Source organism: Flavobacterium sp., assembly GCF_035456085.1.
Taxonomy (GTDB): Bacteria; Bacteroidota; Bacteroidia; order Flavobacteriales; family Flavobacteriaceae; genus Flavobacterium.
Genome location: NZ_DATIDY010000165.1, coordinates 1 through 15,522 on the forward strand (window position 1 = coordinate 1; position 15,522 = coordinate 15,522).

Annotated in this window: 13 protein-coding genes and 1 pseudogene; 10 read left to right on the forward strand and 4 right to left on the reverse strand. The window is 32.8% G+C overall.

What is annotated here, in order from left to right:
- The 8 genes from VLC96_RS12645 to VLC96_RS12680 all read left to right on the forward strand — a co-directional run.
- On the forward strand, positions 1-1,800 hold a 1,800-nt coding region (locus tag VLC96_RS12645), incomplete at its 5' end, for a peptidase U32 family protein (RefSeq protein WP_325263433.1).
- A gap of 208 nt (positions 1,801-2,008) precedes the next feature.
- A complete protein-coding gene (locus VLC96_RS12650) occupies positions 2,009-2,170 on the forward strand; it encodes a hypothetical protein (protein WP_325263434.1) in 162 nt (53 codons plus the stop codon).
- A 214-nt stretch (positions 2,171-2,384) separates the two neighbouring features.
- On the forward strand, positions 2,385-2,960 hold the full coding sequence (locus VLC96_RS12655; RefSeq protein ID WP_325263436.1) for a DJ-1/PfpI family protein: 576 nt from the start codon (positions 2,385-2,387) through the stop codon (positions 2,958-2,960).
- Positions 2,961-3,063: 103 nt separating this feature from the next.
- Positions 3,064-3,573 carry a GNAT family N-acetyltransferase gene (locus VLC96_RS12660; protein ID WP_325263437.1) on the forward strand — a complete coding sequence of 170 codons (510 nt, stop codon included), beginning with the start codon at positions 3,064-3,066 and terminating at the stop codon, positions 3,571-3,573.
- 142 nt (positions 3,574-3,715) lie between these two features.
- Positions 3,716-4,180, forward strand: coding sequence for an Mpo1 family 2-hydroxy fatty acid dioxygenase (locus VLC96_RS12665; RefSeq protein WP_325263439.1), 465 nt, complete (start codon positions 3,716-3,718; stop codon positions 4,178-4,180).
- A 328-nt stretch (positions 4,181-4,508) separates the two neighbouring features.
- A complete protein-coding gene (gene gcvT / locus VLC96_RS12670; RefSeq protein WP_325263441.1) occupies positions 4,509-5,594 on the forward strand; it encodes a glycine cleavage system aminomethyltransferase GcvT in 1,086 nt (361 codons plus the stop codon).
- A gap of 4 nt (positions 5,595-5,598) precedes the next feature.
- A complete protein-coding gene (locus VLC96_RS12675; protein WP_325263442.1) occupies positions 5,599-7,641 on the forward strand; it encodes a S41 family peptidase in 2,043 nt (680 codons plus the stop codon).
- Between the two features lie 79 nt (positions 7,642-7,720).
- Positions 7,721-8,431: a YebC/PmpR family DNA-binding transcriptional regulator gene (locus VLC96_RS12680; protein WP_325263443.1), complete on the forward strand. Its 711-nt coding sequence runs from the start codon at positions 7,721-7,723 to the stop codon at positions 8,429-8,431.
- Between the two features lie 72 nt (positions 8,432-8,503).
- Here VLC96_RS12680 and VLC96_RS12685 read toward each other — a convergent pair whose 3' ends face one another.
- From VLC96_RS12685 to VLC96_RS12695, 3 genes are all read right to left on the reverse strand, one after another.
- Entirely contained in the window at positions 8,504-9,451 is a 948-nt protein-coding gene (locus VLC96_RS12685; protein WP_325263445.1) for a LamG domain-containing protein, read from the reverse strand.
- Positions 9,452-9,993: 542 nt separating this feature from the next.
- Entirely contained in the window at positions 9,994-11,034 is a 1,041-nt protein-coding gene (gene capA / locus VLC96_RS12690) for a cysteate synthase (RefSeq protein WP_325263447.1), read from the reverse strand.
- 74 nt (positions 11,035-11,108) lie between these two features.
- Entirely contained in the window at positions 11,109-13,169 is a 2,061-nt protein-coding gene (locus VLC96_RS12695; protein ID WP_325263448.1) for a S9 family peptidase, read from the reverse strand.
- Between the two features lie 138 nt (positions 13,170-13,307).
- On the opposite strand from VLC96_RS12695, the gene VLC96_RS12700 reads away from it, so the two are divergent.
- Positions 13,308-13,628 (forward strand): YbaB/EbfC family nucleoid-associated protein, encoded by a 321-nt coding sequence (locus tag VLC96_RS12700; protein WP_325263450.1) that lies wholly within the window; start codon positions 13,308-13,310, stop codon positions 13,626-13,628.
- A gap of 107 nt (positions 13,629-13,735) precedes the next feature.
- On the opposite strand, the gene VLC96_RS12705 is transcribed toward VLC96_RS12700, so the two are convergent.
- Positions 13,736-14,761 carry a threonine aldolase family protein gene (locus VLC96_RS12705; RefSeq protein WP_325263452.1) on the reverse strand — a complete coding sequence of 342 codons (1,026 nt, stop codon included), beginning with the start codon at positions 14,759-14,761 and terminating at the stop codon, positions 13,736-13,738.
- Positions 14,762-14,987: 226 nt separating this feature from the next.
- Here VLC96_RS12705 and VLC96_RS12710 point away from each other — a divergent pair.
- Positions 14,988-15,522, forward strand: a pseudogene (locus tag VLC96_RS12710) (PCRF domain-containing protein); the annotation flags it as partial.

Below are 15,522 nucleotides of genomic sequence, written 5' to 3' on the forward strand. Positions count from 1 at the left end.
ATAAATAGTGGTGCCGATGCTGTATATGTTGGTGCGCCACAATTTGGAGCACGTTCCAATGCGACCAATTCGATTGAAGATGTGGCGGCTTTGGTAAAATATGCGCATTTATTCCACGCACAGGTTTTTGTGGTAATCAACACTATTTTATACGATAACGAATTGGAAACTTGCCGTCAGATGATTTGGCAGTTATATGATATTGGAGTCGATGCATTGATTATTCAGGACATGGCGATAATGGAAATGGACTTACCTCCTATTGTGCTTCACGCCAGCACACAAGCCAATAATCGTGATGCCGATAAAATTAAATTCCTAAAAGATGCAGGAATTAAACGTGTGGTTTTGGCACGTGAATTGAACCTGCACCAAATCAAAGAAATCTATGATGAGGCTGATGTTGAGTTAGAATTTTTTGTGACTGGAGCGCTTTGCGTTTCCTTTAGCGGAAACTGTTACATGAGTGTTGCCAATGGAGAGCGTTCTGCAAACCGCGGTTCTTGTGCACAAAACTGTCGTTTACCGTATAACTTAATCGATGGTCACGGTGATACATTAATTAAAAACAGCCACTTGCTTTCGATTAAAGATTTTGATGTTTCGGATCAAATTCCAAATTTGATTGAAGCTGGAATTGTTTCTTTTAAAATTGAAGGTCGCTTAAAAGATATTGTTTACGTCAAAAATAATGTTTCGTATTTACGTCAAAAACTGGACTCTTTCTTAGAAGGAAGCGACAAATACACTAAAGCTTCTTCAGGAAAATGTACTTACACTTTTGAATCTGCTTTGGACAAAAGTTTCAACCGTGGGTATACCGATTATTTTGTAAACGAAAGACATCAGGCAATTGGTTCTTGGGAAAGTCCAAAATCAAAAGGACAATACATTGGTAAATTGATTAAAACCATCGGAGGAGCTTACCAAATCGAGAATGGCGAATTATTGAATAATGGTGATGGCCTTTGTTACATCAACGAAAATAACGAAGCCGAAGGAATTTATGTAAACAAGGCTGAAAATGGTTTGGCTTACCCAAATGTGCTGAAAGAAATTAAAGAAGGAACTTTTATTTATAGAAATAACGATGCCGCTTTCATCAAAATTGTTGAAAGAGAAGACAGCGCGGTTCGTAAAATTAGCACTACTTTATTATTGACTGAAAACGAAAATGGTTTTGAATTAATTGCAACTGATGAAGATGGCTACGTAAGTATGGTTCAATTAAATCACCCGAAAGAAGTTACGAAAAACAACCTTTCGATAGAAGATAATATCAAAACGCAATTGGCAAAAACAGGTTTTACACCTTATACAGCCGATGAAATTACGATTATGTTTTCTCAAAACTGGTTCTTACCTATTTCAAAAATCAATGAAATGAGAAGAACTGTTTACGAACAATTATCTGAAATTCGTTTAGCAAATTACAAACGTGAAGAACACCAATTAGTCAAAACATCACATCCTTATCCAGAAACCAAATTGGATTTCATGTACAATGTTTCTAATAAAAAAGCACGTCAATTCTACGAGCGCCACGGTGTTACCGAAATCGAAAAAGCTTTTGAATTGCAATGGGATCCAGGAAAATCGCGTGTAATGACGACCAAATATTGTATCAAATACGAATTGGAAAAATGCCCGAAATACCACAGAGACACGATGGAAACGAAGTTAAAAGAACCATTGGTTTTGAAACAAGGTGAACTAGAATACAAACTAAAATTCAATTGTAAACCTTGCGAAATGGAAATTTGGGAAAAAGATGCCGAATTTGAAATTGAAGAAGACTAGTCAGTAACTTTTTCAAAAATTATATCAAAAACTACAAAGTAAATACTGTTTTACTTTGTAGTTTTTTGTTTTGAATTAATTGCTTTCCATTTTTTCAAAAAAACCAAATACACCATAATACCAATTATATAAAAGTCATTTTTTTTATCAAATCGAGGTAGATTTTTTTGCGAAAAAAGCAACACAAAATGACTTTCAAGTAACTTCGTTGACATCAATATTTCACGCAACTCCCATGCCTAATATTGTCATTCCGTTAGGAATCTCACGCAAAGTGAATAACCAACGTGAGATTCCTAGCGGAATGACAAGTTTGTGGATTATTGTAATGTTGAAAAACTTCATTGGTAGCGCAGTCGAAATAGCATAATGGTCCTTCACGCCCAAAAGCGTGACATTCGAACTGACAATAAGACTAATTAATATTTCAAAACATTACAACTATTTCATTGATTTTAAAAAAGTTAAACCATTAAAATCTAAAATTACAATTACTTTTTTCTTTAACTTTATAAAAACAAAGATTAATAGAATCTTGAATTTATAACTTCTTAAAACTAATAATTAATTTAAATTTTGAAGAAATGAAAAAAGTACTTTTCCTAACAGGTGATTTCACCGAAGATTATGAAACTATGGTTCCATTCCAAATGCTGGAAATGATTGGTTATACTGTCCATGCGGTTTGTCCTGACAAGAAAAAAGGTGACACCATAAAAACGGCAATTCATGATTTTGAAGGCGATCAAACCTATTCTGAAAAACCAGGACATAACTTCGTGTTAAATTATAGTTTTGATCAGGTAGATGTCAATAATTATGACGGATTAGTAATCGCTGGAGGAAGAGCCCCAGAATATTTGAGATTGAATGCCAAAGTAATCGAAATCACACAACACTTTTTTACAACTAACAAACCAGTGGCAGCAATTTGTCACGGAATACAAATTTTGACTGCTGCAAATGTTGTGAAAGGAAGAAAACTTACCGCTTACCCAGCAGTGGGTCCTGAGGTAACTTTAGCTGGTGGCGAATTTCAATCTATCGCTGTAGATGGCGCTTTTGTTGATGGAAATTTAGTGACATCACCTGCTTGGCCTGCGCACCCTGCTTTTATTAGAGAATTTTTAAAAATCTTGGGCACTAAAATTGAAGTTTAATAAGTCATTGCGACATAACGCCTTTTAAAACTACAGTTAAAGATATTTTGCTGTAGTTTTTTATCTTTGAATGATACAAAAACATTCAATTAAATCTACATAAATGATTACAACTGCAACTAAAGAGGATGCACCTGCTTTAGAAAAATTAATAAATTCTGCCTATCGTGGGGAATCATCCAAATTAGGTTGGACAACAGAATCCAATCTTCTGGAAGGCAAAAGAATTACCGAAGAAGAATTGCTTGAACTTTTTAATAATAAACAAAATACAATTTTAAAATTCACCGAAAATGATGCAATTCTTGGTTGCGTTTTATTGGAAAACAAAGGAGACAAACTTTACCTCGGAATGCTTTCTGTTTCTCCTAAATTGCAAAATAGTGGCATTGGAAAAAAACTATTAAAAGAAGCCGAAATTCATGCTCTATCATTGGGTTTATCAAAAATTGTAATGACCGTAATTACACTTAGAGACAAACTAATCGCTTGGTACAATCGCTACGGATATGTTGACACTGGAGTTAGAGAACCTTTCCAACTTAATGATCATGACACTATTATTTCGGAAGAGCCATTTGAGTTTATTGTTTTGGAAAAAAAGATTGCTTAAAAACGCATTCGATATTGGACAATTTTATAAATTAGACAAAAAAAGCCCCCCTATGAAATGAGCAATACCTCAAATTGGTCGAAACACCAATAGCTACATTGCGAATTACATATGACCAATAAAAAACAATAAATACCTACATATGAAAACACTAGATCAATGGTTTGAGGAGTATGCCGTAAGTCATCAAAACCCAAAAAACAAAGCAATACATTACATTTGTGTTCCTGCAATTTTCTTTTCGATTGTCGGATTATTGATGAGTATTCCAACTACTTTTCTGAATAACCTATTACATTTAAACCAACCCATTATTGAAAACTGGGCGGTAGTAGTTTTACTTTTTGTATTGATATTTTATATAAGACTATCGATTTCGATGGCTATAAAAATTGCTATTTTTTCAATGTTATGCGTAATCTTAAATTATTATATTGGACAATTTGTACCACTTTGGGCATTTTCAATTGGAGTGTTTGTGGTAGCGTGGATCGGTCAGTTTTATGGTCACAATATCGAAGGTAAAAAACCATCTTTTCTGAAAGATATCCAATTTTTATTAATTGGTCCTGCTTGGGTTGTTCAAAATTTATTTTCTAAAAAGTAATATAGAACTCAATTTTTTCAATTAAATATAAAAATGGAGCAAAGTGTTAATCAACTAACATTTTGCTCCATTTTTTATTTATGAATAAATACAAATCAGTCATCATTTAAACTGTTGCATTTTTTAAAATTATTATCATTTTGTTTAAGTAAATTTTCTTAACTTTTAAAGAAATTTCCATCATTAAATTTTAAATGAAAAGACATAATGATTGAATAAATAACTGGTTAAAAAAAGGGGAACTTTTAAGTATATTTCAACATTTATAACCTTTGTCAGGCAAAATAAAAGCTATAAATTAGCATTTTAATAATTACACAATAATACAATGAAAAATACTGCTTTGACGCACATACATGAGAGTTTGGGAGCAAAAATGCTTCCGTTTGCTGGATATAATATGCCAATTCTTTACGAAGGGGTAAATGCAGAACATGAAACGGTTCGAAATGCAGTAGGTGTTTTTGATGTATCACACATGGGTGAATTTATACTTTCGGGACCAAACGCGCTGGCTTTGATTCAAAAAGTAACTTCAAATGATGCATCAACTTTGACAATCGGTAGGGCACAATATTCTTGTTTACCAAATAATGACGGTGGAATTGTAGATGATTTAATTATCTATAAAATGAAAGAAGACGAATATTTACTCGTGGTAAACGCATCAAATATTGATAAAGACTGGGAATGGATTTCGACTCATAATGATTTGGGTGTTGAGATGAAAAACTTATCGGATGACTATTCGTTATTAGCAATTCAGGGACCAAAAGCAGTTGAAGCAATGCAGTCCTTATCATCTATAGATTTGGCCGCAATTGAATATTACCATTTTGAAGTGGCTGATTTTGCTGGTTTTTCAGATATAATTATCTCTGCAACTGGCTATACAGGTTCTGGAGGATTTGAAATTTATTGCAAAAATTCAGAAGTAGAAACAATTTGGAACAAAGTTTTTGAAGCTGGTGCTGCTTACGGAATCAAACCTATTGGTTTGGCTGCCAGAGATACTTTGCGTTTGGAAATGGGTTTCTGTTTGTACGGAAATGATATCAATGACACGACTTCTCCACTAGAAGCCGGTTTGGGATGGATTACCAAATTCACCAAAGAATTTACCAATTCTGACAATTTGAAAAAACAAAAAGAAGCTGGTGTTACCAAAAAATTAGTAGCCTTCGAAATGCAAGAACGTTCAGTTCCAAGACATGATTATGAAATTGTTGATGCATCTGGAAATGTAATCGGAATTGTAACTTCTGGAACAATGTCTCCTTCTATGAATAAAGGAATTGGATTAGGATACGTAACTACTCCAAATAGTGCAATAGATAGCGATATTTTTATTCGAATTAGAAAAAATGATGTCCCAGCAAAGGTGGTAAAACTTCCTTTTTATAAAAAAAATTAGTTATATGAAAAAAATCACACTTGTATTACTGTTTTCTACATTTTCTATATTTGCTCAAAATAGCAATGCAAATTGTGAAATTTTACTAAAAATAAACAAACTGCTTCAAAACGAGCATTATAGCCCAAAGCCGGTAAACGACAGTTTATCGGCTTATGTTTTTGATGAATTTTTAAATGATTTAGACCCCGCAAGGAATATTTTTTTAGAGTCACAGGCAGATTCTCTTTCTAATAAATACAGATTAAAATTAGATGATTATATACTAAATAAAGATTGTTCTTTTTTGGATGTTATTAAAAAAGAATACAAAAAATCATTACTGAGAAATAAAGTCGTTTTAGAAAAACTAAACAATGAAACAATTGATTTTAATACAAAAGATAGCATCCGTTTTAAACAAGGAAAATTTTATTTTTATTTAAAATCAAACGAAGTCGAAAAAGCCTGGAACAAGAAAATCAGATACGAAGTTTTTAATGATATTGCTACCAAAAGCAAGAATTTAGACTCATTAAAACTGAATTTCAACACTATGAGTCATAAATCTCAAAAGAGTATAATTGACAATGAACTTTGTAAAATCAACGCGTCGTTAAGTGATGAAAAACTTTTTGAAGATAATTTTTTCAATATTTTTTGCAATTATTTTGATCCCCATACCAACTTTTTCAGCAACGATACTAAATCTAGTTTTGTATCTACTTTATCCAAAGAAAAACTTTCGTTGGGAATAGAAGTTAGTTTGAATGAAAAAAATGAAATCCTTATAAACGAAATCGACCCTAATGGTCCAGCTTTCAAAACCGGTAAAATCAAAAAAGGTGATCAGATTTTAGCCGTGTCCAATCAAAAAGAGACTCTGGATGTTTCTTGTTCTTCATTGGAGTCAATTGCAATAATGATGACTTCAGAATTAAATACCAACATCACGTTAACACTCAAACGAAATTCTGGAAAAAGTTTCAAAGTAAATATTCAAAAACAGGTTTTAAAAGATGAAGAAAATACTGTTTACAGCTTTATAGTTGACCGCGGAATAAAAGTAGGTTACATAAAAATTCCAAGTTTTTATGCAAATTTTGAAGGCGAAAGCAACAAAGGGTGCGCACAAGATGTCGCTAAAGAAACGGTTAAATTAATAAAAGACGACATCAAAGGATTGGTTCTTGATTTGACCGATAATGGTGGAGGATCTATGGAAGAAGCGGTAAAATTGGCGGGCCTATTTATTGATTACGGACCAATTTCGATAGTAGTAGATAATAAAAAGCAATTGTCTGTTATAAATGATCCTTACAAGGGAGTTATTTACAGAGGACCAATTATTATTATCATCAATGGCAATTCGGCATCTGCAAGTGAATTCTTCGCAGATATAATGCAAGATTATAATAGAGCTGTTTTAATAGGAAGCACCACATTAGGAAAAGCAACAATGCAAACAATTCAGCCGCTAGAAGAAAATGATTTGCAGCATTTTGTAAAACTGACTGTGAGTAAATTTTACAGGATTACCGGAAAAAGCCACCAAGCAGTTGGAGTAATTCCAGATGTTCCAATCCCGATGATCTATCAGGACGTTTTTCAGAAAGAGAGCGGATTTAAAACAGCATTAAAAAACGACACATTAGATGTAAGAATTCGTTTTAAACCTTATGTGAGCGAAGAATTAATTAATATGCTTGCTCAGAAAAGCAAAGATAGAGTTGCAAAAGACCCTTATTTCAATTCAATAATTGCACTCAATTCTAATATTGATACAGTTATTAAAAAGACAAAATTCGACATACCAATGACTTTAGATGCCGTTTATAACAACCAAAATAGTATCAATCATTTATACGAAGAAATCAATAACTTTGGAACAAACGATCTAAATTTGAATGTGTCTAATTCGGAATATAACAAATCATTATTACTTATTTATCCCTCTCTTCTTGAATATAATAAAATGCAACTCGATAATTTAAGGTCTAACCACTATCTTAATGAAGCAATATCAATAATAGCCGATTTTAAAATATTGAGACGAATATATAATTGATATATTTTACAAAAAGATTTTTCTATAGTTTTGGAAAAATAAGGAATAACAGTATTTTTGTATTCAAAATAAAATAATAATGGGAAGAGCATTTGAATTCCGAAAAGGTAGAAAAATGAAACGTTGGTCAGCTATGGCCAAAGCCTTTACCAGAATTGGTAAAGATATTGTAATGGCTGTAAAAGAAGGAGGTCCAAACCCTGATGCCAATTCAAGATTAAGAGCTGTAATTCAAAATGCTAAGGCTGCCAACATGCCAAAAGACAATGTTGAAAGAGCCATCAAAAAAGCAACTGATAAAGACACGGCTAACTATAAAGAAGTATTATTTGAAGGATATGCTCCTCATGGTATTGCCCTTTTAATCGAAACCGCTACAGACAACAACAATAGAACTGTTGCAAATGTTAGAAGTTATTTTAACAAATGCAATGGAACATTAGGAACCCAAGGTTCTGTAGAATTTATGTTTGACCACACTTGTAATTTCAGAATTCCAAAAGATGGCATTGATCCGGAAGAATTAGAATTAGAACTAATTGATTTTGGTGCTGAAGAAGTTTTTGAAGATGAAGATGGAATTTTGATTTATGCTCCTTTCGGAAGTTTTGGAACCATCCAAAAAGAATTAGAAAGTAGAAATATAGAAATATTATCTTCTGGATTTGAGAGAATTCCTCAAATTACCAAAAAACTTACAGAAGCAGAAATGGCTGATGTAGAAAAACTAATTGAAAAAATGGAAGAAGATGATGACGTAATGAACGTTTATCATACAATGGAAGAATAATTCCACAATAATCAATAAAAAACTCTAGATCGCTCTAGAGTTTTTTTTTATCATCTGCATCGGACAACTAAATTAGTTTTCCGTTAATTTTTTATCGTTGCTATCATGTAATTTTACGACTTTCAACAAATAATTTCCTTCTGCCAAAGCAGTAATATCTATTTCATTTTTGTCACCGCTAAGTACCTTTAAACCTTCGGAAGAATAAATCTCAGTTAACTTGACATTTATTGTTTCTACAGGAGCCGAAGATACCACTTTCGCTTTCGTATTTGATTTTGGCACAGCTTTGGTATTTATAATTTCTTTCTTAAATGTAGAATTTTGATTGCCAAGTTTTACAACATCATTAGATGCTAATGTAGAATTATTGGCATATAAAGTCGCAACTTGATCGGGAGTTAATGCCACATTGTATATTTTTAAATCATCAATATCGGCATTTATACTGATGGCCGAACCCATTTTACCTATTCCAAAAACAATTGCCGAAGTAAGCTTTCTTGGGCTAATAAAAGATTTGATTAAAATACCGTCTCTGTAAATTTTTGAAGTAAGGCCATCATAAGTCACTGTGAAATTATACCAATTACCTGAAGCTATTGTAGTAGGCACTACAACATCATTATCAGGTCCCCAACCAGCAAGATTTAGATCAGAAACTGTGTTTGAAGTGCTTTGTTGTAATAGACCAAAATATTGAGCATTTGCCAATGAACCATAACCCCAGATATAATTGGCAGTTGTGACATCATTATATTTAACCCATATAGAAACTGTTCGTGCCGAATTTGAAAGTGGCAAATTTTTCATTGTTGCTTCCAATGTTTCGTTAACAACACGTATAGCTTTATTAGCTACACCCGTTCTATCTTTTACAAACTTAGAAATACCTATAAACGTAATATCGTTAGTTGTATTACTGAGTGTACCGTTAAAATTAAATTCTTGAATTGCTGTTTGTGAATTAGCTAAAATAGAAAACGCAAACATTACTAAGAGAAGTAAAACTTTTTTCATATGTAGCAGGTTTAAATTTGTAATAAATAATGTGGCCTCATTTATTGACTCAAATTTAATATTACTTTAACTCAGCTACATAAATATTCCGATGAACTGTTAAAATATTCGTTTAACACACAAAAAAACATCAACCAAAATTACATTATATCTAAATATTCATAAAAAAACAGTAATCATCCTACATATACTTCATTGTTTTTGCTTATTTTTTATTAAATTACAAATTAAAAACAATATTAGTATTCTTACACAAAGCTAATCCTAAATGCTTGTTTTTTGATAAGAGATTTAGGCTCAGAATTAAATTAGGGTCTGCTGAAAAGCATTTTATCCAATAAAACAAAGCGATTTAAGCGAACTGGCCAATCAATCTTCGCAAGGAGTTTACAAACACATTGGCACTTTTGATTGCTAGGATTCCTGCGGAATGACAAACTACGGGTTTTGCTGTACTTAGGAGTTTTTCAGCAGAAGAACCTAAATAAAAAAAAACTCCAGAACAAATCTGGAGTTTTATATTGAATTATACTTGAGTAAATTTATTTTATAAATTCAACTTTTTGAGCTTCTTCTTCATTAACACTATCAAAAAATCCTTGATCATTCATCCAATCATCGCTAAATACTTTACTCATATAACGAGAGCCATGATCTGGAAAAATTGCCACTACATTACTATTTTCATCGAATTCACCTTCGTCTGCATATTGTTTTATTGCTTGCATTACTGCTCCAGAAGTATATCCAACAAACAAACCTTCTTTTCTTGTAATTTCCCTTGCAGAGTGAGCACTTTCTTCATCAGAAACTTTAATGAACTTATCAATGATATCAAAGTCTGTTGCAGATGGGATTAAATTTTTACCTAAACCTTCGATTCTATAAGGATAAATTTCGCTACTATCAAATTCTTTAGTTTCATGGTATTTTTTCAAAACCGATCCAAAAGCATCAACACCAAGAATTCTAACTTTAGGATTTTGTTCTTTAAGAAATTTTGCAGTTCCTGAAATTGTTCCTCCAGTACCGCTACAAGCCACCAGATGAGTGATTTTTCCGTTTGTCTGTTTCCAAATTTCAGGGCCTGTTGTTTTATAATGAGCATCAATATTTAATTGATTAAAATATTGATTGATATAAATTGATCCTTTTGTTTCTTCATGAAGACGTTTAGCAACATTGTAGTACGAACGATCATCATCTGCAGAAACGTGAGCAGGGCAAACATATACTTTAGCACCTAAACTCCTTAACATATCAATCTTATCTTTTGATGATTTTGAACTCACAGCAAGAATACAGTTGTACCCTTTTATGATACTTACCATCGCTAAACTAAATCCAGTGTTACCAGAAGTTGTTTCGATAATTGTGTCACCTGGAGATAAAATCCCTCTTTTTTCTGCTTCTTCGATAATGTATAAAGCGATTCTATCTTTGGAAGAATGGCCTGGATTAAAAGATTCTACTTTTGCATAGAAATTGCCTTTTAAATTTTCCGTTACACTATTTAGCTTAACAAGTGGAGTATTACCTATTAACTCTAAAATATTATTATAAGCATTTATTTCTTCTTTCATAAAAAAATAGTTTATCTGAGAGCATTTTTTTAATAGATCCCGATATGATGCAAATCTAACAAAAAAAATTCTAATTAGTTTCCAATTTTCTCTAAATCTAATAAAAAACTATACTCTTTTGCCAATTCTTTGAGTGCTTCAAAGCGACCAGACGCTCCTCCATGTCCTGCATCCATATTTGTGTCTAAAAAAAGTAAATTATCATCTGTTTTTAAAGCTCGTAATTTAGCCACCCATTTTGCTGGTTCCCAGTATTGCACCTGAGAATCATGCAAGCCTGTCGACACATACATATTTGGAGATTTTTGAGGCTTTATATTATCATACGGTGAATACGACAACATATAATCATAATATTTTCGAACATTGGGATTTCCCCATTCATCATATTCACCAGTTGTAAGTGGGATACTGTCATCTAGCATCGTTGTAATCACGTCCACAAACGCAACCTGCGCAATAACACCATTATACAATTCTGGTGCAGTATTTACAACAGCTCCCATTAATAATCCACCGGCAGATCCTCCTTCGGCATACAAATGCTGCGGCGAAGTGTATTTTTCAGCAATTAAAAATTTAGAACAATCAATAAAATCGGTAAACGTATTTTTCTTTTTCAATAATTTTCCATCTTCATACCATTGTCTTCCTAAATCTTCACCTCCACGAATATGAGCAATAGCAAAAATGAAACCTCTATCTAAAAGTGACAAAACAGTCGATGAAAATGTCGCATCCATAGAATGCCCGTAAGAACCGTAAGCATACTGAAGCAACGGGTTTTTACCATCTTTCTTCAATCCTTTTCTGTATACCATCGAAATTGGAATTTTAACTCCATCTTCAGCGGTAGCCCAAACACGTTCCTCGATATAATTTTCTTTATCGAATTTTCCGCCAAGAACCTGTTGTTCTTTTTTGATTTCTTTGGTTTTTGTTTTCATATTGAAATCAATAACCGATGAAGGTGTTCTCATAGATTGGTACGCATAACGCAACACATCAGTATTAAAATCTACATTTCCTGTGGCGTAAGCTGTATACGTTTCGCTTTCAAAAGGAAGATAATACTCCCCTTCTCCACTCCAAGGCATAATTCGTATTTTATTCAAACCATTTTGACGCTCTTCTAAAACCAAAAAATCTTTGAATATTTCTATATCTTCTAACAAAACATCACTTCTGTGTGCAATTACTTCTTTCCAATTGCTCTTTGACGTTTTGTCAACGGGCGTTTTCATCAATTTAAAATTCTCTGCTTTGTCTTTATTGGTCAAAATATAAAAACTATCCTCATAATGATTGATGCTGTATTCCAATCCTCTCACACGCTTTTGGAAAATTTTAAATTCACCATCAGGAGTATCTGCATCAAGAATTTGATATTCAGTTGTCAAAGTACTGCTGGATTCAATAGCCAAATACTTTCGGGATTTTGACTTCGCAATTTCAACATTAAAAGTTTCATCTTCTTCGAAATAAATCAAAACATCATCTGCTTGTTTTGAACCTAATTTATGTTTGTAAATTTTATCCGAACGCAATGTCACATTGTCCTGATCTGAATAAAAAATGGTTTTATTATCATTGGCCCAAACAGCATTTCCTGTTACATTTTCGATTTTATCTTCCAATATTTCATTGGTTTCTAAATTCTTTATCTGAATAGAATAAATTCTTCTTCCAACAATATCGTAACTAAAAAGAGCCAATTTATTATCTGGGCTAATACTTAAAGCTCCCAATTGAAAATAAGGTTTATCTTTTGCCATTTCATTGCAATCAAATAGAATTTCTTCTTTTGCAGAAAGGCTTTCTTTTTTTCGCGAATAAATTGGGTAATTCTGACCTTTTTCGTAGCGGGTAATATAATAATACCCATTATAAAAATAAGGAACTGACTGGTCATCTTCCTTAATCCTACTTTTCATTTCTTCAAAAAGAATTTTTTGAAAGTCTTTGGTATGTGCCGTTTTTTCTTGATAATAGGCATTTTCCTGATTCAAATAATCAATAACTTCCGGATTCTCTCGGTCATTTAACCAAAAATAATTATCGATTCTGACGTGACCAAATTTCTTTAATTTCTTAGGAATTATTTTAGCTACAGGAGCTCCACTATTTTCAGGCATTGTTTGCGAGTTGATTTAATATTTAAAATGTAAAAATAACATAAAGTGATTTGAAACTGAATTCGTTTTTCATCTTATTTAACAAAAATAAACATCAAAATCCGTAATTTTGCTTTTACTAATTTAAAAAAAATCAAAATGGATTTAATGGGAATGATGGGTAAACTTAGAGAAACCCAACAAAAAATCGAAGATACTAAAAAACGTTTAGACACCGTACTTGTTAACGAACAAAGTAATGATAATCTGCTAAAAGTTACTTTGACTGCCAATTCTAAAATCAAATCAATTGCAATAGATGATTCTTTACTGGAGGATAAAGAACAACTTGAAGATTACTTGATTTTAACATTAAACAAAGCGATTGAAAAAGCTGTAAAAATCAACCAAGCAGAATTGGATGCTGTTGCCAAAATGGATATGCCAATGATTCCTGGAATGGATAATCTTTTTAAATAGGGAGTTGTTTGTCCTTAGTAATTAGTCCTTAGTAACTAGAAATTGAAGTTTAATTAATTCAAGACCAAGGACTAAGGACTAACTACTAATTTACTTGGAACTAAAATCTAAAGAACTATCTTCTGTAACGTCTCCAACACATACGTATGCATCACTTCTTTATAATCTAGATGAGTCACAATTCTGAGTTTTCCATGTCCTAAGGAACTTATAAAAATACCTTTCTCTTTCAATTTATCAATCAATATTTTTTCATTCAAATCATCTCGAACTGAAAAAATTAAAATATTGGTTTCTACAGGTTCGACTTTTCCAATCCAAGTTCTTTTTATTAAAACTTCGGCAATTTCTCGGGCTCTGCGATGATCATCTACTAATTTGGCGATATTATTATCCAAAGCAAAATTTCCAGCGGCCGCCAAATACCCTACTTGACGCATACCTCCACCCAATATTTTACGAATACGCAATGCCCTGTGAATAGTAGCTTTGTCACTCAAAAGCACCGAACCAATTGGAGCTCCCAAACCTTTGGACAAACAAACCGAAATCGTATCAAACAGCGCTCCAAATTCTCTTGGATGTTGTTTTTTGGCTACAACAGCATTCCAAATTCGGGCACCATCTAAGTGAAACTTCAAATTATTTTCGACACAAACTCTTTTGATTTTCTTTAATTCTTCCAAATCATAACAAGCGCCACCGCCTTTATTTGTGGTATTTTCTACACAAACCAAGCTCGTTAAGGGACTATGGTAAAAATCAGGATCATTTATAGCGCCAGAAACCTGCTCAGCTGTAATCATTCCTCTGTCACCATCCAACAAACAACAAGAAACACCGCTATTGAATGAAACTCCACCACCTTCATAATTATACACGTGAGCATATTTATCAGCAATCAATTGCTCTCCAGGTTGTGTATGCAACTTAATCGCTGTTTGATTCGCCATAGTTCCCGACGGAAAAAAAAGCCCCGCTTCCATCCCAAACATCCCAGCCAATCTCGCTTCGAGTGCATTAACAGTCGGGTCTTGTTTATATACATCATCCCCAACTTGTGCGTTAAACATGTATTGCAACATCTCCAACGATGGTTTGGTAATTGTATCGCTAATCAAATTTATTTCCATAATCTAAAAACTATATCCTATTTTTGTAACTCAAAACTAGTTAAATTATTATTAGAAGCTAATCCAGCTATCCGTTACAAACGAAGTTCATCGAACTCCAATTAAAACAAATGTAGTGTGAGATAATTTTTTTCAAAATAGCTATTTTCAAAAAAAGGATTTCCACAACTATCAGGGCTAAAAATACGAATCTAATAAATTTTTCACGCAAAATTACTATAAATTTATGACAACTACCGAACAAATAAAAGGTATTGTAGAACGCCTTGGTGCGTTGAGGAGGTATCTTTGACGTTGATGCCAAGCTTATCGAAATAACCAACGAAGAAGAAAAGACTTTTGCTCCCGATTTTTGGAACAATGCTAAAGAAGCGGAAATTTTAGTTAAAAATCTTAGAAGCAAAAAAAAATGGATTGAAGATTACAACAAAGCTGTTGACATGACAGACGAGTTGCAACTTGCCTATGATTTTTACAAAGAAGGAGAGTTAACTATCGAAGAATTAGATCATCAATATGAAGTAACACAGGCTCATATTGAAGCGATAGAATTCAAAAACATGCTTTCCGAAGAAGGTGATAGTTTGAGTGCTGTTCTTCAAATTACAGCTGGAGCCGGCGGTACCGAAAGTTGCGATTGGGCTTCGATGCTAATGCGTATGTACATGATGTGGGCCGAAAAAGAAGGTTACAAAATTCGCGAACTGAATTATCAGGAAGGTGATGTTGCAGGTATAAAAACTGTCACGCTCGAAATTGAA

What these genes read in the sequence shown, in the direction of transcription:
- VLC96_RS12655 (WP_325263436.1), top strand. Translation starts at nt 2,385, where the DNA reads ATGAAAAAAGTACTTTTCCTAACAGGTGATTTCACCGAAGATTATGAA.
- VLC96_RS12660 (WP_325263437.1), top strand. Translation starts at nt 3,064, where the DNA reads ATGATTACAACTGCAACTAAAGAGGATGCACCTGCTTTAGAAAAATTA.
- VLC96_RS12665 (WP_325263439.1), top strand. Translation starts at nt 3,716, where the DNA reads ATGAAAACACTAGATCAATGGTTTGAGGAGTATGCCGTAAGTCATCAA.
- gcvT (WP_325263441.1), top strand. Translation starts at nt 4,509, where the DNA reads ATGAAAAATACTGCTTTGACGCACATACATGAGAGTTTGGGAGCAAAA.
- VLC96_RS12675 (WP_325263442.1), top strand. Translation starts at nt 5,599, where the DNA reads ATGAAAAAAATCACACTTGTATTACTGTTTTCTACATTTTCTATATTT.
- VLC96_RS12680 (WP_325263443.1), top strand. Translation starts at nt 7,721, where the DNA reads ATGGGAAGAGCATTTGAATTCCGAAAAGGTAGAAAAATGAAACGTTGG.
- VLC96_RS12685 (WP_325263445.1), bottom strand. Translation starts at nt 9,451, where the DNA reads ATGAAAAAAGTTTTACTTCTCTTAGTAATGTTTGCGTTTTCTATTTTA.
- capA (WP_325263447.1), bottom strand. Translation starts at nt 11,034, where the DNA reads ATGAAAGAAGAAATAAATGCTTATAATAATATTTTAGAGTTAATAGGT.
- VLC96_RS12695 (WP_325263448.1), bottom strand. Translation starts at nt 13,169, where the DNA reads ATGCCTGAAAATAGTGGAGCTCCTGTAGCTAAAATAATTCCTAAGAAA.
- VLC96_RS12700 (WP_325263450.1), top strand. Translation starts at nt 13,308, where the DNA reads ATGGATTTAATGGGAATGATGGGTAAACTTAGAGAAACCCAACAAAAA.
- VLC96_RS12705 (WP_325263452.1), bottom strand. Translation starts at nt 14,761, where the DNA reads ATGGAAATAAATTTGATTAGCGATACAATTACCAAACCATCGTTGGAG.